Origin of the sequence: Castellaniella sp. FW104-7C03 (genome assembly GCF_040276085.1) — a bacterium.
Lineage (GTDB): Bacteria > Pseudomonadota > Gammaproteobacteria > Burkholderiales > Burkholderiaceae_B > Castellaniella.
Map to the genome: position 1 here is coordinate 1 of NZ_JBELOK010000008.1, position 17,438 is coordinate 17,438.

A 17,438-nucleotide genomic window follows, 5' to 3' on the forward strand; every position below is an offset into this window, starting at 1 on the left:
GTCTGCGTTTTGCCATCCGCGAAGGTGGCCGCACCGTGGGCGCCGGCGTCGTTGCCAAAATCATCAAGTAATTGATGGTCTGGCGGGGGCTGTGCCCCCGCCTGGATTCGTTCTTTAGGGATACCCATGAAAAGCCAGAAAATCCGCATCCGCCTGAAAGCGTATGACTACAAGCTGATCGACCAATCGGCCGCCGAGATCGTCGAGACCGCCAAGCGCACCGGCGCCGTGGTTCGTGGCCCCGTGCCTCTGCCCACGCGGATTCGTCGCTACGACGTGTTGCGTTCGCCGCACGTCAACAAAACCTCGCGCGACCAGTTCGAAATGCGTACGCACCAGCGCCTGATGGACATCGTTGATCCCACCGACAAGACCGTCGACGCATTGATGCGCCTCGATCTGCCGGCTGGTGTTGATGTCGAGATCGCGTTGCAGTAATACAAACGCGCTTGCTTGTATAAGCGGTTCGTTTTGCGAAAAAGAGCTTCCTTCGGGAAGCTCTTTTTTATTCTGCGCGGATGATCTGCCAGATCTGCCAAGCTGATATGAGCAGAGCTTAAGGTGCTGAGTTTCTTTAATGCGTACATACATGTACACAAATTTATAAACATCATTGTCCACGTAGGTGTTAATCCTGATGTTAAAAGAATCGTCGACACAGGTATTCTGTGCACGTGAACTGATAGGGCGGCATTTGCCTGATGCATCAAAAAGGAACACCTGTGAAGATCCTCCTGCTCAATCCCAACATATCCAATAGCGTCACGCAGCTTATCCAGCACGAAGCACAGCGCGCAGCCTTGCCGGATACCGAGATCACCGCCGAAACGGTAGATATGGGTGTTGCTTACATCGAAACCCCGGCAGAATCCGTCGTGGCGGCGTATGCAAGCTTTGTGCACCTTGCGCAATGTCATACTGCTTACGATGGTGTCGTCATTGCCGCATATGGCGATCCCGGAGTGGCTCAGGCCAAAGAGCTGTTCCCCATCCCCGTGGTGGGGCTGACAGAGTCCGCACTGGCCAGCGCCTTTCTGCTTGGAGGGCGCTTCGGGATTGTCGGCATCTCCAAAAGAATCGGTTATTGGTATCAGCAAACCCTCGAAGCCCTGGGCATGTCGCATCGCTTCATCGGGTACCAGGGCCTGGGCCGCGCGTTCTCGGATGTGGGTGCCGTGCAAGACGAAGCCCGCGCCGCGTTGTTGCGGATGTGCCTGCAACAAGTGGACGCCGGGGCTGACACCATTATTCTGGCGGGTGCTCCACTTGCCGGCTTGGCTCGTCAGATCGAAAGCCAGGTGCCTGTCCCGCTGGTAGACGGCGTGGGTAGTGCCGTGCGCATGGTTGAAACCCTGGTTCGCAGCAATTACCAGCCGCGTCGTGCCGGCCCGCTTGCACCGCCACCGGCCAAACCCAACCAGCAAATGAACCCGGCCCTGGCTGCTCTGTTTGCCGGCCAGTCCGATGCCATCGCAGGTGGGGCGCGCTCATGAGCCAGCATTTTGATCTGCTCGTCATCAACGCCGAAATCGTCACTGCATCTGACAAATTTCAGGCTGATATTGGTGTCATCGATGGCAAGATTGCCGCATTGGGCAAAAACCTCGGGATAGCCACGCAAATCGTTGATGCCAGCGGGCTGCTGGCCTTGCCAGGCGGCGTGGATGCCCATTGTCACCTCGATCAGCCACAAGACTTCGGCTTGCGTATGGCCGACGACTTCCTCAGTGGATCGCGGTCTGCCGCTTGTGGTGGCACCACCACCATCATCCCCTTTGCCGCGCAGGCCAAGGGGCAGTCTTTGCAAGCTGCCGTCACCGACTATCACCAGCGCGCGCAAGACAAGTCCTGCATCGACTACGCGTTTCACATGATTGTGTCGGACCCCACCCCAGAGGTGCTGAAAACCGAGCTCCCGCGTCTTATCCAGGAAGGCTACACCTCATTCAAGGTCTACATGACCTACGATGATCTCAAGCTCAATGATCGCCAGATTCTGGAGGTGCTGGATGTCGCGCGCCAGGAAGGTGCGCTGGTGATGGTGCATGCCGAGAACTCCGACTGCATCGGCTGGCTTACCGACCGCCTGGTTTCCGAGGGCAAGACCACTCCCCAGTACCATGGGGTGTCCCGCCCGCAGGCCGTCGAGCGTGAGGCGACGCATCGGGCCATCACGTTTTCCGAGCTGGTCGATGTGCCGATCCTGATCGTGCATGTGTCCGGGCGCGAAGCCATCGAACAGATCCGCTGGGCACATGGCAGGGGGCAGCGCATCTATGCCGAAACCTGCCCTCAGTATCTTTATCTCACCGAAGACGACCTCGGCCATGGCGACTACGACGGTGCCAAGTGCATCTGCAGCCCACCCCCCCGCGACCGTGCCAATCAGCAGGTGGTCTGGGATGGCCTGCAGCACAACGTCTTTGCCGTGTTCTCATCCGATCATGCACCCTTTGGTTACGACGACCCGCACGGCAAAAAGCTGCGCGGCGTCGAGCAAAAATTTCACCATATTCCCAACGGCATCCCTGGACTCGAGACACGGTTGCCCTTGCTGTTTTCAGGTGGCGTCAAGGAGGGACGCATCAGCATTCATCAGTTTGTAGCGGTCACATCCACTCAACCTGCCAAGCTGTATGGGCTGTATCCCCGCAAGGGTTCGCTCATGGTGGGGTCTGATGCAGATCTTGCGTTGTGGGATCCCGATCGAGAGGTCACCATCCACAACCAGATGCTGCATCACAACGTCGACTACACGCCCTACGAGGGCCAAACCGTCACAGGCTGGCCGGTCATGACCTTCTCACGCGGAAGGCTGGTAGCCAAAAATTTCGAATTCCTGGGCCAGGCCGGTACCGGGGAATTCATGTCATGCGGTAAACCAATGCTGCTGTAACTCATGCCACCAAAGGCGGGTTGCAGCACCCAGAGATCACTGCAAAGTGAACCATAGAGGAGACGGAACATGAACATGCGTATCACCCTTAAATCCACCTTGCTCGCCTGCATTGTGGGCGGCGCCATCTCACTCAGCCAAGTTGCCATGGCTGCCCAAAACTTGCGGATTGCCAGCAATTTCCCCGCTGAGCATTCGGTTTCCAAAGCGATGGAGATCTTCAAGACCGAAGTCGAGAAAAACACAACGGACTCGCTGAAGATCAGCCTGTTTCCCAACATGATGCTCGGCGGTGCAACCGAGAACATCGATCAGACGCGATCTGGCACGATCTTTGGCACGCTGCTGTCGGTGGCGTACATGTCCCGCATCGTCCCGGAGTTCGAGGCGGTCAGCCTGCCGTTTGTCTTCAATACGCACGAATCCGCCTGGAAGGTTGCCGATGGCAAGGTGGGGCAGATCCTGAACGACAAAATGGCAGCCAAAGGCTTTAAAGGGTTGGGCTTTGGCGAGCTTGGCTTTCGTAACGTCACCAACAATGTACGGCCCATCGCAACGCTGGCCGACTTCAAAGACCTGAAAATCCGGCTGCAGCCCAACGAGGTGCATATCAATGCTTTCCGGGCGCTGGGCGCAAACCCGGTGGCGATGGATATCAGCGAGGTGTACTCCGCACTGCAGCAGGGTGTGCTGGACGGCCAGGAAAACCCGTATGACAGCATCGCCACCCGGCGTTTCAACGAGGTGCAAAAGTACATTTCCGATTCCCGTCACCTGTTCGATTTCATGGTCTTTGTGGTCAATAAGCAAGCCTTCGACAAGCTCAGCCCCGAAGACCAGAAAGTCGTTAGCGAGGCAGCAAAAAAAGCGATTCAGTGGCAACGCAATGCCTCGGCTACCGAGGCAGACAAATGGCGTGACACTTTGATCAAACGCGGCATGCAGTACACCGAAGTCTCTGACGAGGCCCGGGCCAAGATGCGCGAAGCAACCGCGTCCGTGGTGCAGACCGTCCGTAAAAACGTGGGCGACGAAATCGTTGATGCCATGTTTGCCGAGGCAGACAAGTGAACCAGCCCCAAGAACCGGGTAGCAACCAGCCACAGGAAGACATTGCGCTTCCTGTGCGCTGGCCGGGCAGCCCGCTGCAGACGGTCGTCAGATACCTCGATCAGTTGTCTGTGGCGGGTATTGTCCTCACAATGGCCGGCATGACCATCATCGTCACTTTGCAAGTGGTCTGGCGGCATATTCTCAACTCATCGATTGACTCCGCCGACGAGCTCTCCAGATTGCTGTTTGTCTGGGCGATGTTCCTGGCGATTCCGCAAGGCATCAAGTATGGGGTTCACGTGGGCATCGATCTGCTGGTCAGCGCACTGAGCCCAAGTGTCAAAGAGATCCTGTTCCGGTTGATGTCGCTGGCAGCTGCCGTGCTGATGGCCGCGGTAGCCATCGCTGCCTGGGATGCCACCCTCGGGAAATGGCAGGCGCTTATGCCCACTTTGCCCATCAGTGCAGCGGTTTTCTACATCGCTGTCCTCATCTGTGCCGTGCACAGTGTTCTGCACCTGATTCTCTTCACCTGGGGTGGCTCGAGAATCTGGGGAGGTCAATCGCTATGATTATCGTGGTCCTGATCCTGTTTGTGATCTTTGCCTTCCTGGGCATGCCACTGGCCTTTGCCCTGGGGTTTGCCTCTTTGGGGGCGCTGTTTTCGGCCGATTTTCCCATCACGATGCTGGCAGAACGCATGCTGTATTCGGTTAACAGCTTCCCGCTGATGGCCATACCGCTGTTTATTCTGGCGGGCGAGTTCATGGTGAAGGCAGGCATGATGGAGCGCCTGGTCAGCTTTGCCAACAGTCTGGTTGGCCGCATGCATGGTGGCCTTGCCAATGTCACTATCGTGGCGGGCACTATTCTTGCGGCGGTCAGCGGTGCGGCCGTAGCCAGTGCCAGCGCCTTGGGCAGCGCCCTGGTGCCTTCTCTGCGCAAGTATTACCCGGATACATACTCCTGCGCGATCATCGCTTCGGCGTCCAACCTCGGCCCGGTTATTCCACCCTCCAATGCCATGATTGTGTACGCCTTGATGGCGGGCTCAACCGTATCGGTGGGGGGCATGTTCATCGCCGGCATCGTCCCAGGCATCCTTTTATGTATCGGCTTTATCGGGATCGCCTCGTATTTGTCCTGGAAACGCAAGTATCCCCTTACCGGAGAAGCTTTCGATGGGCGCAGGGCCTGGACCGAGTTTCGTCGTGCCTATGCCATTCTATTTATGCCCATCCTTGTGCTGGGCGGCATCATCGGGGGCTTGTTTACCGCCACCGAGGGCGCGGCTGTGGCAGTGGTGTACTCTGCCGCCATTGGCTTTTTGGCCACCCGCAAGCTCAAGTGGCGGGATTTGCCCGGGTGCATGTTTCGGGCCGCGGTCATCTCTGCCATGGTGGCGGCACTGATTGCCTTTGCGGCAACCGTTACCTTCCTGTTTGCCGTCAATCGGGTTCCGCAGGATATGGCGCTCTGGGTGCAGTCTATCACCGACAGCCCGATGGTGTTTCTGCTGCTTACCATGGTAATTCTCATCGTGGTCGGGATGTTCCTGGAGTCAAACGCAGCGTACATCATGCTGGTTCCTCTGTTTGCGCCTATCGCACAAGCATTTGGTATCGATCCCTTGTGGTTTGGCCTGCTGTTTGTGCTTAACCTGGTGATCGGCATGATGACGCCGCCGGTGGGTGTGCTTTATTTTGTGGTGTGTGGCATCACAAAAATGCCCATGGGCCCGGTGGTCAAAGAGTGTGTTCCCTTTGTGGCCTGGCAGTTTGCTGTTTTGATTCTGTGCATGGTGTTTCCGGCCATCGTCACGTGGTTGCCACGGCTTCTCGGGTACTGATCTCTCTGTCACTTTGGTTAAACATTGATGCCACACGCCCGTGCCCAACAAGAAGTCATGCCAACCATCCTGATTACCGGCGGCGCCGGTTTCATTGGCCTGAATATCACCGAGCACTTGCTTGGGCGCGGCATCAATGTGGTTTGCTACAGCTTGGCAGCACCACCCCAGCCCTTTATCCGTGCGGTAGAGGGCTTGCCGGGCCACCTGTCCATTGTGGAAGGTGATGTCTGTGATCCGGTTGCACTTAAAGTCGCCCTGCAGCAATTCAAGGTGGGGGCACTGATCCACGGTGCGGCCATCACCGCGGACATCCACCGCGAGCGCACCGATCCGGCCCGGATCTTTGCAGTCAATCTGGGCGGCACACTCAATGTCCTGGAGGCGGCAACCCAATGCGCGCTTGCTCAGGTGATTGTGCTGGGCTCGGGGGCGGTGTTTGGTGCGGCATCGCCAACAGATGAATTTCTGGATGAAACCCGGCATATACCCGTGCCGGACAGCCATTACGGGATCAGCAAGTATGCCGCCGAGCGGCTGTCGGTTCGCTATCGAAGCACGCGCCAGCTTTGTACAAGCGTTGTCCGGCTGGGCACATGCTTTGGTCGCTGGGAGTACGCCACCGGCGTGCGTGACACGCTCAGCATCCCCCTGGGGCTGACACAAATGGCAGAAACCGGTGGCCATGCCGTTTTGGGGCCGCAACTGCCGGTCGATTGGGTATACGCTGACGATGTCGCCATTGGCGTGGCGGAGATGCTGGCCACCACCCCAAAAGAGCCGGTCTATCATTTGTCGGCAGGCCAGCGCTGGGATGCCCTGGACTGGTGCAAGCTGCTGGCAGAGGCGTTTCCGGGTTTCACCTACGAGATCAGTGACGATCCCGAAAAGATCAATATCGGCCGCAGCGCACCCACGCCCCGGCCGCCGTTTGCCATCGGCCGGATGGAAACCGAATTCGGCTTCCAGCCTGCGTTCACCGGTCGCGCCGCATTCGAGCACTACATCCGCTGGCGCGCGCGCTGTGCGATTTAATGCACGCCTTCGGTAATCTCTGATCAGAGCCCAGCAGGTTCCGGTTTCGGGCAGGCCACCTCCCTGGTATCGCATGTGTCTGTTTTGCACAGGGGCTCTTCCTTCGTAGTTTTGTTCGTGCTAGAATACTTAGCTTCGCCATCCATCTATATGGGTGGCGTTCGTTGCATGCATTTTGTGCAGCGGCGCAGCTTAGCGGTTGCACTCAAGCCCCGGCCAATCGAAGTCGGGATTTACGCTTAAGGGTTCATACCCCGGAGAAAACAATGTCGAACACGACACCTACCCCCGCGGCCTGGCGCCTTGGGCTTGTGGGACGCAAGGTCGGCATGACCCGCATTTTTACCGAGGAAGGCGATTCCATCCCGGTAACTGTGCTGGACGTGTCCAACAATCGCGTTGCCCAAGTCAAGACGCCCGAAGTCGACGGCTATGCGGCGGTTCAGCTGGCCTATGGTGCCCGCCGTGCCTCTCGCGTTACCAAGGCCCAGTCGGGTCACTTTGCAAAAGCCGGTATCGAAGCCGGTTCTACGCTCAAAGAATTCCGTCTTGATCCCGCCCGTGCCGCCGAATTCACGGCCGGCGCAGTGGTTTCCGTCGAGTCTGTCTTCGAAGTCGGCCAACAAGTCGACGTCACCGGCACCTCAATCGGTAAGGGTTTTGCCGGCACCATCAAGCGCCACAACTTCGGTTCGCAGCGCGCGTCGCACGGTAACTCACGCTCGCATCGCGTGCCCGGCTCCATCGGTCAGGCACAAGATCCGGGCCGCGTCTTTCCGGGCAAGAAAATGGCCGGTCACCTGGGTGATGTCACCTGCACAGTCCAAAATCTGGACGTCGTGCGTGTCGACGTCGAACGCGGTCTGTTGCTGGTTCGGGGCGCTGTCCCGGGTCATAAAAACGCCGATATCGTCGTGCGTCCGGCCGTCAAGGCCGCGCCCAAAAAAGGAGCCTAATCATGGAACTCAAGCTCCTGAACGATCAGGGTCAATCCTCGGCCACCGTGGCCGGCGCCGATGACATCTTCGGTCGCGAATTCAACGAAGCGCTGGTGCACCAGATCGTCGTGGCCTATCAGGCCAACGCACGCATGGGTAACCGCGCCCAGAAAAACCGCGAGACGGTCAAGCACTCCACCAAGAAGCCCTGGCGTCAAAAGGGCACTGGTCGTGCCCGCTCCGGCATGACTTCCTCGCCGATCTGGCGTGGGGGTGGTCGTGCATTCCCCAACTCGCCCGAAGAGAACTTCAGCCACAAGGTCAACAAGAAAATGTACCGCGCCGGTTTGCGTGCCATTTTCTCCCAGCTGGTCCGCGAGGACCGTCTGGCCGTGGTCGAATCCTTCTCCCTCGAGGCCCCCAAGACCAAGCTTGCTTCCAGCAAACTCAAGGATCTGGGGATCACCGAGTCCGTCCTGATCATCACTGATGCCATGGACGAAAACGTCTATCTCGCGACGCGCAACCTGCCTCATGTGGCAGTGATCGAAACGCGCTACGCCGATCCGTTGTCCCTGGTGCACTACAAGAAAGTGTTGGTCACCAAGGCTGCGATCGCCCAACTCGAGGAGTTGCTGGGATGAATGCCGAACGTCTGATGCAAATCATTCTGGCACCCGTGGTTACTGAAAAGTCCACGATGGTTGCCGAAAAAAACAACCAGGTCGCTTTCCGCGTCGTGGCTGATGCCACCAAGCCCGAAATCAAGGCTGCCGTCGAACTCCTGTTCAAGGTCGAAGTTGATTCCGTGCAGGTTGCCAACCGCAAGGGCAAAGAAAAGCGTTTCGGCCGTTTCATCGGTCGTCGTCGCAACGAGCGCAAGGCCTATGTGTCCCTTAAGGCAGGCCAGGAAATCGACTTTACGGAGGTGAACTAAATGCCGCTGATTAAAGTCAAACCGACATCCGCCGGCCGCCGGGGCATGGTCAAGGTTGTGCACCCCGAGCTGCACAAAGGCCCGGCCTATGCGCCCCTGCTTGAATCCCAATCCCGCGGTTCCGGCCGTAACAACAATGGCCACATCACTGTGCGCCATCGGGGTGGTGGTCACAAGCAGCACTACCGCATGGTTGATTTCCGTCGCAACAAAGATGGCATCGTCGCCCGCGTCGAGCGCCTCGAATACGACCCCAACCGTACGGCTCACCTGGCACTGCTGTGCTACGCCGACGGCGAGCGTCGTTACATCATTGCGCCCCGTGGTCTGCAGGTTGGTGCAACGGTCGTATCCGGCAGCGATGCTCCGATCCGTTCAGGCAACACCTTGCCGATCCGTGCCATTCCTGTGGGTTCCACTATCCACTGCATCGAGATGCAGCCTGGCAAGGGTGCCCAGATCGCGCGTTCTGCAGGTGCTTCGGCTGTCCTGCTGGCCCGCGAAGGCGTGTACGCCCAGGTTCGTCTGCGCTCCGGTGAAGTTCGCCGCGTGCACATCGACTGCCGTGCCACCATTGGTGAAGTCGGCAACAGCGACCACAGCCTGCGACAAATCGGTAAAGCCGGTGCTGTTCGCTGGCGCGGTGTGCGTCCTACCGTTCGTGGCGTCGCCATGAACCCGGTGGATCACCCGCATGGTGGTGGTGAAGGCCGCACCGGCGAAGGCCGCGAACCCGTCAGCCCGTGGGGTACTCCCGCCAAGGGCTACCGGACCCGTCGTAACAAGCGCACAGACAATATGATTGTCTCGCGCCGCAAGCGCAAATAAGGGGCGAACACAATGTCACGTTCGATCAAGAAAGGCCCATTCGTCGATGCGCATCTGATCAAAAAGGTCGATGCCGCCGTCGGGGGCAAGGAAAAGAAGCCGATCAAGACCTGGTCGCGTCGTTCCACCATTTTGCCCGAGTTCATCGGGTTGACCATTGCCGTGCATAACGGTCGTCAGCATGTGCCCGTTTACATCAACGAGAACATGGTCGGCCATAAACTCGGCGAATTTGCCCTGACGCGTACCTTCAAGGGTCACGCGGCAGACAAAAAGGCCAAGAGGTAAGCCATGGAAACCACCGCAGTCATTCGCGGCGTCCATATTTCCGCCCAAAAGACCCGCCTGGTGGCGGATCTGATCCGCGGAAAGTCCGTGGCGCACGCCCTCAATATCCTGAATTTCAGCCCCAAGAAGGCCGCAGGCATCCTCAAGAAGGCGCTTGAATCGGCCATCGCCAATGCCGAGCACAACGACGGTGCCGACATCGACGAGCTGAAAATCACCACCATTTATGTCGACAAAGCTCAGTCGATGAAGCGTTTCTCTGCCCGCGCAAAGGGTCGTGGTAACCGCATCGAGAAACAGACCTGCCACATCGTGGTTAAGGTCGGGGCCTAAGGAGTCGCAATGGGACAGAAAATCCACCCAACCGGTTTCCGCCTGGCGGTCAACCACAACTGGACTTCCCGCTGGTACGCCAACGACAAGGTCTACGGCAGCATGCTGGCCGAAGACATCCGTGTCCGCGAGTACCTCAAGAAGAAACTTAAAAGCGCTTCTGTCGGTCGCGTCATCATCGAGCGTCCTGCCAAGAATGCCCGCATTACCATTTATTCGGCACGTCCGGGTGTGGTGATCGGCCGTCGCGGCGAAGACATCGAAACACTGAAGTCCGATCTGCAGCGCCTGATGGGCGTGCCTGTGCACGTCAACATCGAGGAAATCCGCAAGCCCGAAACCGATGCCCAGCTGGTTGCCGATTCTATCGCCCAACAGCTCGAAAAGCGCATCATGTTCCGCCGGGCCATGAAGCGTGCGATGCAAAACGCCATGCGTCTGGGTGCCCAGGGCATCAAGATCATGTCGTCGGGCCGCCTCAACGGCATCGAAATTGCCCGCACCGAATGGTACCGCGAAGGCCGTGTGCCCCTGCACACACTGCGCGCACACATCGACTACGGCACGTCCGAAGCCCAAACCACATACGGCATCATCGGTATCAAGGTCTGGGTCTACAAGGGCGATATGCTGCCCAACGGCGACTTCCCCGTTGAAACCGCCGCCCCGCGCGACGAAGAGCGCCGGCCCCGCCGCGCACCGCGTAGCGACCGTCCTGGCCGTCCCGGTGGCCGTGGCCGTGGTCCGCGCCGTGACGCCGCTTCGGCCGCGCCCGCGTCTGAAGGAGAATAAACCATGCTGTCACCCTCTCGCAGGAAATACCGCAAAGAGCAAAAAGGCCGCAACACGGGCCTGGCGACGCGCGGTAACAATGTTTCTTTTGGCGAATACGGCCTTAAGTCCACCGATCGCGGCCGCCTGACAGCCCGCCAGATCGAGGCAGCCCGTCGTGCCATCAACCGCCACATCAAGCGCGGCGGCCGTATCTGGATCCGGATCTTCCCGGACAAGCCCATCTCGCAAAAGCCCGCCGAAGTCCGGATGGGTAAAGGCAAGGGCAATCCAGAGTACTGGGTCGCTGAAATTCAACCTGGCAAGGTGCTGTACGAAATGGAAGGCGTGTCCGAAGACGTGGCACGCGAAGCATTCCGTCTGGCCGCCGCCAAGCTGCCCCTGCGCACGACCTTCGTGTCGCGTCGTGTGGGCGCCTAAGGGGTATACATATGAAAGCCAGTGAACTGCGCGAAAAAGACGCCGCCGGGCTCCAGACCGAGCTCGAGAGCCTGCTGAAGGCACACTTCAACCTGCGCATGCAGCGTGCCACTCAGCAGCTTTCCAACACCAGCCAGCTGGGCAAAGTGCGTCGCGATATCGCGCGCATCCGCACCATCATGACTGAGAACGCAGGAAAGTAATATGACAACCGAAATCCAAAAAGACACCGTCAAGCGTCAACGCACGCTGGTCGGCAAGGTCGTCAGCAACAAAATGGACAAAACCGTTGTGGTCAGCGTCCAAACCCGCGTGAAGCACCCCGTACTGGGCAAATTCGTCAACCGTACTGCCAAATACAAGGCGCACGACGAGTCCAACCAATACAACGAGGGCGACACCGTGGAAATCGCCGAAGGCCGTCCCCTCTCCAAGACCAAGTCCTGGAAGGTGGTTCGCCTGGTCGAAGCCGTGCGCGTCATCTGATCGCACGCTTTCGGGGGCCTGCAAGGCCCTGCGCCAGCCAGTAGTACAAACAAGCCCTGCGCAAGCGGGGCTTGTGCATTTCACGCTGCCTGCCGTGACCACATTCCGGTAACATAATGCCTGTTCAAAGATTCGGGAATCGATGATGAAAGCCTTGAGAATACTTAGTGCCTTTGCGCTTCTGGCGGCAAGCAGCCTGCTGGTGTTGCCGGTGCAGGCGGCCGACGCCTGGCCTGCCAAGACAATCCGTATCCTTGTGCCGTTTGGGCCAGGTTCTACACCCGACACCATGGCGCGCATGACGGCCGATTACATCGGGCCCAAGCTGGGTGTGCCGGTGGTGGTCGAGAACAAGGCCGGGGCCGGTGGCAATATCGGTACCGCTGCCATGGCCAAGGCCGATCCCGATGGCTATACCTTTGGCATCACCATCTCCGGGCCGCTGGCTGCCAATACGGTGCTGTTCCCCAATCTGCCGTACAAGCCCGCCCAGGATCTCGATCTCCTGACCATTGCTGCCACGCAACCCAGTGTGCTGGTGGTGTCTCCCAGCCTTGGCGTCGATAATGTGGATGGCTTGCTGAAAGTGCTGCGCGCCAAACCAGGCGACTACAATTATGGGTCGATGGGCGTGGGCAGCATCTCGCATCTGGCGATGGCCGCGCTGGCGGCGGCCAGTGGCACCGATATCGTGCACGTGCCGTATGCCAGCTCCTCCAAGGTTGTCACCTCTATTTTGTCTGGCGAAACCCAGATGGGCATTTTGCCGGCCGCTGCCGTGATGGAGCAGGTAAAGGCGGGCAAGATCAAGGCACTGGCGGTTGCCACGGCCAAGCGTTCTACCATCCTGCCAGATCTGCCCACATTGGCCGAGAGTGGCGTGTCCGGCATCGAAGCCGATGCCTGGATGGGATTCGTGGCACCTCACGGTACGCCGCAGGCCATCGAAGATCGCTTCACTGCAGAAGTCGTGGCGATGCTTAAGGATCCCGCCATCGTCAAGAAACTGGCCAACTTGCACGAAGAGCCCGTTGCCAGCACCCCAGCCGAAATGAAAGCGGTGGTGCGGGGCGATCTGGACCGCTGGACCCCCGTGATCAAGGCCAACAACATTCGCTTCGACCAGTAATCTGATGGTATTGCCAGCCTCTCCCGTGGCCACCGGATACGTACCGTGCGCCTGAAGATCCGTCATCAGCCGGATTTCTGGGCGGGGGCCCTGTTTGTGTGTGCGGGGCTGGCGTTTGCGCTGGGGGCACAACACTACCCGATGGGCCGTGCAGCGCGCATGGGCCCCGCGTATTTCCCCACGCTGCTGGGGGTGTGCCTGGTGCTTCTAGGGGTGTTGCTGGCCTGGCAGGCCTGTCGGCCTGGTGCTACCAGCACCAAGATTACGTCACCCGATTGGCGGGTAGCAGCAGTAGTGTTGGGGGCTGTGTGTCTGTTTGCCCTTACGCTACCCTGGCTTGGTGTACTGCCCGCTGTTTTTCTGCTGGCCTTTGTCGGCAGCATGGCCGCCCATGATTTCAGCTGGAAGGTGGCAGCCGGGGTCGGGCTGGGCATGATGCTGTTTGTCTGGCTGGTGTTCATCAAGGGCCTGGGGCTGGTGTTTCCCGCCGGCCTGCTGGGTTAGGGCCGATATCCATGGAGTGGCTCGATCACCTGGCGTTGGGGCTTTCTGTTGCCCTCAGCCTGCAAAATCTTACTTACTGTCTGTTGGGGTGTCTGCTGGGCACACTGATTGGTGTTCTGCCGGGCATTGGGCCGGTACCCACCATTGCGATGCTGCTGCCCATTACGTATGTATTGCCGCCAGAGGCTGGCCTGATCATGCTGGCCGGCATCTACTATGGTGCGCAGTATGGGGGCTCCACTACGGCCATCCTGGTGGCTTTGCCGGGAGAAACCTCCTCGGTGGTCTCTGTGCTGGATGGCTATCAGATGGCCAAAGCAGGGCGGGCGGGTGCTGCCCTGGCCATCGCGGCGCTGGGTTCTTTTTTTGCCGGCTGTGTGGCTACGGTGCTGCTGGCGGCTTTTGCACCCTTGCTGGCACAGATCGCCTTCAAGTTTGGGCCCTCCGAATACTTCTCTCTGATGGTGCTGGGGCTGCTGGCGGCTGTGGTCATGGCGTCAGGGTCGCTCCTTAAAGCCATTGGCATGACCCTCCTGGGCCTGACGCTGGGGATGATTGGCACCGATGTGAACTCCGGCATGCCGCGGTTTGATCTGGGCTTTCTCAAGTTGCAGGATGGCCTGGATTTCGCGGTGGTGGCCATGGGGATTTTCGGTCTGGCAGAGATTATCGGCAATCTTGAACAACGCGAGCGCCGGGTCAGCGTGATGGACAAGGTGGGCTCGCTGTACCCCAACCGACAAGAGTTCAAAGAGGCCTGGCCGGCCAGCGTGCGCGGCACGCTGCTGGGCTCGGCACTGGGCATTTTGCCCGGAGGCGGTGCGGTGCTGTCCTCGTTTGCCTCCTACACCCTCGAGAAAAAGATCTCGCACGAGCCACAGCGCTTTGGCAAGGGCCATCCCGCAGGCCTGGCCGGCCCAGAATCGGCCAACAATGCCGCCTCGCAAACTTCGTTTATCCCCCTGCTGACGCTCGGTATTCCCGGCAATGCAGTCACTGCCCTGATGCTGGGTGCCATGATCATCCATGATGTTCAGCCTGGCCCACGCGTGATGACTGCGCACCCCGAGGTGTTCTGGGGGCTGGTGGTCTCCATGTGGGTTGGCAACCTGATGCTGGTGATTCTTAATCTGCCGCTGATCGGGCTGTGGGTGAAGCTACTTAAACTGCCTTATCGCGTGCTGTTTCCGGCCATTTTGGTGTTTTGCTCGATTGGTGTCTATTCACTCGACAACAGCCTGTTTGATGTCTGGATGCTGGCGTTCTTTGGTGCAGCAGGGTATCTTTGGACACGGCTTGGTTGCGAATCCGCCCCCCTGCTGTTGGGGCTGGTGCTCGGAGAAATGATGGAAGAAAACTTCCGCCGGGCGTTGTTGCTGTCCCGGGGTGATTTCACTACCTTCATCACCCGGCCGGTGTCCCTGTCCTTATTGCTGGTGGCCGCAGGCCTGCTGGTTCTGATTGCCGTCCCGGTGATTCGTCGCAAACGCGACGAAGCTTTCGTCGAAGAGTAAGCCTCGCCGCTCTTCTGGTCGCCCATCCTGCTTGCCCGGAGCACTGCTGATGCGTTACTCACGTCGCTGGATTCCTTCCGCCTTCTTGTCCGTGCTGCTGGCTGGCTGTGTCACGCAGCCTAACCAGGCACCCACTACTCAGCTGGATACTCATCCGGCGCCCGTCTCTACGGCACCGGTGACGCCCGCTGCCACCACAGCGGCGGCGGCTGCCTACGATTTCGACCGGGATATTTTTCATCCCGTGGTGGCGCGTCATGGCATGGTGGTGTCCGAACAGGCGCTGGCCAGCCAGGCAGGCCTGGCCATGCTGGCCGCCGGAGGAAATGCCGTGGATGCCGCAGTGGCCGTGGGCTTTGCTTTGGCGGTGGTCTTGCCCAATGCGGGTAATCTGGGTGGCGGCGGCTTCATGATGGTGCATACTGCCTCCGATGGCCGTGACATTGCGTTGGATTTTCGCGAGATGGCGCCTGGTCATGCCTCCCGGGACATGTATCTGGATGCGCAAGGTAAGGTGGTGGGCGGACGGTCGCTCTTTACGCATTTGGCCGTGGGTGTTCCCGGCAGTGTGGCCGGCCTTGCCCATGCACAGCAGCAATGGGGCCAGCTGCCGCTGGCACAGGTAATGGCACCCGCCATCCGCTTGGCCGATCGTGGCTTTGCAGTCAGCCAGACTCTGGCGGAAACCCTTGAGAAAAGCCGTAAAACCATGGGGCAATGGCCAGCTACCCGGGCGATTTTCTGGCAGGACGGCCAACCTCTAAAGGCAGGCAGCTGGCTGATGCAAAAGGATCTGGCGCAATCCCTGCGCCTGATTGCCGCGCAGGGCCCAAAAGCCTTTTATCAGGGCCCGATTGGCCAGAAAATCGTGGCTGAGATGGCGCGGCATGGTGGCCTGATTACCGCACAAGACCTCGCCCGGTATCGGGCCGTCGAGCGCACCCCGATTGCCGGCGAGTATCGTGGCTATCGGGTGCTGGCCATGCCGCCGCCCAGCTCCGGGGGCATCCACCTGGTGCAGATCCTCAACATGATGGAAAACTGGCCCATCCGCCAGTGGGGGTCGGGCAGTGCACAAACCATCCATCATATGGTCGAGGCCATGAAGCGAGCCTACGCCGATCGCTCTGAATACCTGGGTGATACCGATTTTGTGGATGTCCCTGTGTCGGGGCTGGTGTCCAAGGCCTACGCCCGCCAGTTGGTCAGCAAGATCAATGCAACGCATGCCACCCCATCCTCGCAGATCAAACCGGGAACCCCCCAGCCTTACGAAAGTGATCAAACCACACATTATTCGGTGGTGGATGCGGCTGGCAACGCAGTGGCGGTTACCTATACCTTGAACACCCATTTTGGCAGCGGCATTGTGGCTGCCGGCACCGGGATTTTGCTAAACAACGAGATGGATGATTTCTCGGCCAAGCCAGGGGTGGCCAATGTGTATGGCCTGATTGGCGGTGAGGCCAATGCCATTGCACCGGGCAAACGCCCGCTGTCATCCATGACCCCAACCGTTGTGCTCAAGGATGGCCGCCCCTGGCTGGTCACCGGCAGCCCGGGTGGCGCCCGCATCATTACCACGGTGCTCGAAACCGTGGTGGATGCCATCGATTTTGATATGAACCCCGCCGAAGCGGCAGCCACTCCGCGGTTTCATCACCAATGGTGGCCAGACGAGCTGCGTATCGAGAAAGGTTTCAGCCCGGATACCCTGGCCCTGTTGCGCCAGTATGGGCACCATATCGTGCTTAAACCCACCATGGGCAAAACCGAAACCATCCAGGTACAAGATGGCCTTCTGTACGGGGCATCCGATCCCCGCAATCCGGATGGTGCTGCGATGGGCCGCTAAGCAGCGGTTCCGCGAAAACACCTGGCCTGGCCAGGTGTACGCGGGCCATGACGCGGCTGGCCGGTGTGCCTGCTACGTTGCTGCACCCGGCATGTCGTGTGGCCCAGACAGCCGGCCCCGGATCGGGTAGCATGGCAGCTACCCTCACTGTCTGGTTTATTAGCGATGGATATCACCTGTTTCGACGACCTTCTTCAGGCTGCCCGCCAGCAGCCCGAGCCCCAGCGCCTGCTGTTTGTGTTTGCCACCAGTGCCGTACCAGACGACGCCACGCCGGCACAAAAAGCCAGCCACATGCGCGGCCAGGGCGGTGAGCTTACCCCTTTGCTGTGCGTCGATAAAACGCCTGATCAGCTCACCGATTTTGCCGCGCTGGCGGCTGAGTCGCGTACCACGGGGCAGGCAGACTGGCAGGTGGTGTTTGTAGCGGCCATGGCCGATCAATCGGCCTACCTGCCGGATAACAAGGATGTGGATCTTGCGTTTCAGCGGATGACGCAAATGATCAAGTACGGCTCTGTGAGCTCGTTGCTGGCCTTTGATCACGCGGGCGATCCGCTGGTGTTTGGTGCTGCCTGACG

The 17,438-nt window shown here is 59.3% G+C and carries 23 protein-coding genes; all 23 read left to right on the top strand.

Annotation, left to right across the window (positions count from 1 at the left end; all coding sequences use genetic code 11):
* Window positions 1–71, top strand: a 71-nt coding sequence (locus ABS758_RS10345; RefSeq protein WP_078536286.1) for an EF-Tu C-terminal domain-related protein, incomplete at its 5' end; no start/stop codon positions are given.
* 55 nt (window positions 72–126) lie between these two features.
* A complete protein-coding gene (rpsJ, locus tag ABS758_RS10350; protein ID WP_350382575.1) occupies window positions 127–438 on the top strand; it encodes a 30S ribosomal protein S10 in 312 nt (103 codons plus the stop codon).
* Window positions 439–722: 284 nt separating this feature from the next.
* Window positions 723–1,493, top strand: a complete 771-nt coding sequence (locus tag ABS758_RS10355; RefSeq protein WP_350382576.1) for an aspartate/glutamate racemase family protein — start codon at window positions 723–725, stop codon at window positions 1,491–1,493.
* Window positions 1,490–2,896, top strand: coding sequence for a dihydropyrimidinase (gene hydA, locus ABS758_RS10360; protein WP_350382577.1), 1,407 nt, complete (start codon window positions 1,490–1,492; stop codon window positions 2,894–2,896). The genes ABS758_RS10355 and hydA overlap by 4 nt, the downstream gene beginning before the upstream one ends.
* Before the next feature lie 69 nt (window positions 2,897–2,965).
* The gene (locus ABS758_RS10365) at window positions 2,966–3,967 is read left to right on the top strand and encodes a TRAP transporter substrate-binding protein (protein ID WP_350382578.1); all 1,002 of its coding nucleotides are present in this window, start codon (window positions 2,966–2,968) and stop codon (window positions 3,965–3,967) included.
* Window positions 3,964–4,521, top strand: a complete 558-nt coding sequence (locus ABS758_RS10370; RefSeq protein WP_350382579.1) for a TRAP transporter small permease — start codon at window positions 3,964–3,966, stop codon at window positions 4,519–4,521. The genes ABS758_RS10365 and ABS758_RS10370 overlap by 4 nt, the downstream gene beginning before the upstream one ends.
* Window positions 4,518–5,798, top strand: coding sequence for a TRAP transporter large permease (locus ABS758_RS10375; protein ID WP_350382580.1), 1,281 nt, complete (start codon window positions 4,518–4,520; stop codon window positions 5,796–5,798). Before ABS758_RS10370 ends, ABS758_RS10375 begins: the two co-directional genes overlap by 4 nt.
* Before the next feature lie 27 nt (window positions 5,799–5,825).
* Window positions 5,826–6,833 (top strand): NAD-dependent epimerase/dehydratase family protein, encoded by a 1,008-nt coding sequence (locus tag ABS758_RS10380; protein ID WP_350382581.1) that lies wholly within the window; start codon window positions 5,826–5,828, stop codon window positions 6,831–6,833.
* Between the two features lie 266 nt (window positions 6,834–7,099).
* Window positions 7,100–7,789, top strand: a complete 690-nt coding sequence (gene rplC, locus ABS758_RS10385; protein ID WP_350382582.1) for a 50S ribosomal protein L3 — start codon at window positions 7,100–7,102, stop codon at window positions 7,787–7,789.
* Window positions 7,790–7,791: 2 nt separating this feature from the next.
* On the top strand, window positions 7,792–8,415 hold the full coding sequence (gene rplD, locus ABS758_RS10390) for a 50S ribosomal protein L4 (RefSeq protein ID WP_350382583.1): 624 nt from the start codon (window positions 7,792–7,794) through the stop codon (window positions 8,413–8,415).
* Entirely contained in the window at window positions 8,412–8,708 is a 297-nt protein-coding gene (rplW, locus tag ABS758_RS10395; protein WP_350382584.1) for a 50S ribosomal protein L23, read from the top strand. The genes rplD and rplW overlap by 4 nt, the downstream gene beginning before the upstream one ends.
* Window positions 8,709–9,536: a 50S ribosomal protein L2 gene (rplB, locus tag ABS758_RS10400; RefSeq protein ID WP_350382586.1), complete on the top strand. Its 828-nt coding sequence runs from the start codon at window positions 8,709–8,711 to the stop codon at window positions 9,534–9,536.
* 12 nt (window positions 9,537–9,548) lie between these two features.
* Window positions 9,549–9,824: a 30S ribosomal protein S19 gene (gene rpsS, locus ABS758_RS10405; RefSeq protein WP_066454635.1), complete on the top strand. Its 276-nt coding sequence runs from the start codon at window positions 9,549–9,551 to the stop codon at window positions 9,822–9,824.
* 3 nt (window positions 9,825–9,827) lie between these two features.
* A complete protein-coding gene (rplV, locus tag ABS758_RS10410; RefSeq protein ID WP_350382588.1) occupies window positions 9,828–10,157 on the top strand; it encodes a 50S ribosomal protein L22 in 330 nt (109 codons plus the stop codon).
* Between the two features lie 9 nt (window positions 10,158–10,166).
* Window positions 10,167–10,949 (top strand): 30S ribosomal protein S3, encoded by a 783-nt coding sequence (gene rpsC, locus ABS758_RS10415; RefSeq protein WP_350382590.1) that lies wholly within the window; start codon window positions 10,167–10,169, stop codon window positions 10,947–10,949.
* A gap of 3 nt (window positions 10,950–10,952) precedes the next feature.
* Window positions 10,953–11,369 carry a 50S ribosomal protein L16 gene (gene rplP / locus ABS758_RS10420; protein ID WP_350382592.1) on the top strand — a complete coding sequence of 139 codons (417 nt, stop codon included), beginning with the start codon at window positions 10,953–10,955 and terminating at the stop codon, window positions 11,367–11,369.
* Window positions 11,370–11,380: 11 nt separating this feature from the next.
* Window positions 11,381–11,572: a 50S ribosomal protein L29 gene (gene rpmC / locus ABS758_RS10425; protein WP_066454649.1), complete on the top strand. Its 192-nt coding sequence runs from the start codon at window positions 11,381–11,383 to the stop codon at window positions 11,570–11,572.
* Window position 11,573: 1 nt separating this feature from the next.
* On the top strand, window positions 11,574–11,855 hold the full coding sequence (gene rpsQ, locus ABS758_RS10430) for a 30S ribosomal protein S17 (protein WP_350382593.1): 282 nt from the start codon (window positions 11,574–11,576) through the stop codon (window positions 11,853–11,855).
* A gap of 142 nt (window positions 11,856–11,997) precedes the next feature.
* Window positions 11,998–12,984, top strand: coding sequence for a Bug family tripartite tricarboxylate transporter substrate binding protein (locus tag ABS758_RS10435; protein ID WP_350389079.1), 987 nt, complete (start codon window positions 11,998–12,000; stop codon window positions 12,982–12,984).
* 45 nt (window positions 12,985–13,029) lie between these two features.
* Complete coding sequence (locus ABS758_RS10440; RefSeq protein ID WP_350382595.1) at window positions 13,030–13,488, top strand: tripartite tricarboxylate transporter TctB family protein; 459 nt, start codon at window positions 13,030–13,032, stop codon at window positions 13,486–13,488.
* Window positions 13,489–13,499: 11 nt separating this feature from the next.
* Entirely contained in the window at window positions 13,500–15,002 is a 1,503-nt protein-coding gene (locus ABS758_RS10445) for a tripartite tricarboxylate transporter permease (protein WP_350382596.1), read from the top strand.
* A 49-nt stretch (window positions 15,003–15,051) separates the two neighbouring features.
* Window positions 15,052–16,857: a gamma-glutamyltransferase gene (ggt, locus tag ABS758_RS10450; RefSeq protein ID WP_350382597.1), complete on the top strand. Its 1,806-nt coding sequence runs from the start codon at window positions 15,052–15,054 to the stop codon at window positions 16,855–16,857.
* 165 nt (window positions 16,858–17,022) lie between these two features.
* On the top strand, window positions 17,023–17,436 hold the full coding sequence (locus ABS758_RS10455) for a ribonucleotide reductase subunit alpha (protein ID WP_350382598.1): 414 nt from the start codon (window positions 17,023–17,025) through the stop codon (window positions 17,434–17,436).
* Window positions 17,437–17,438: the final 2 nt, after the last annotated feature.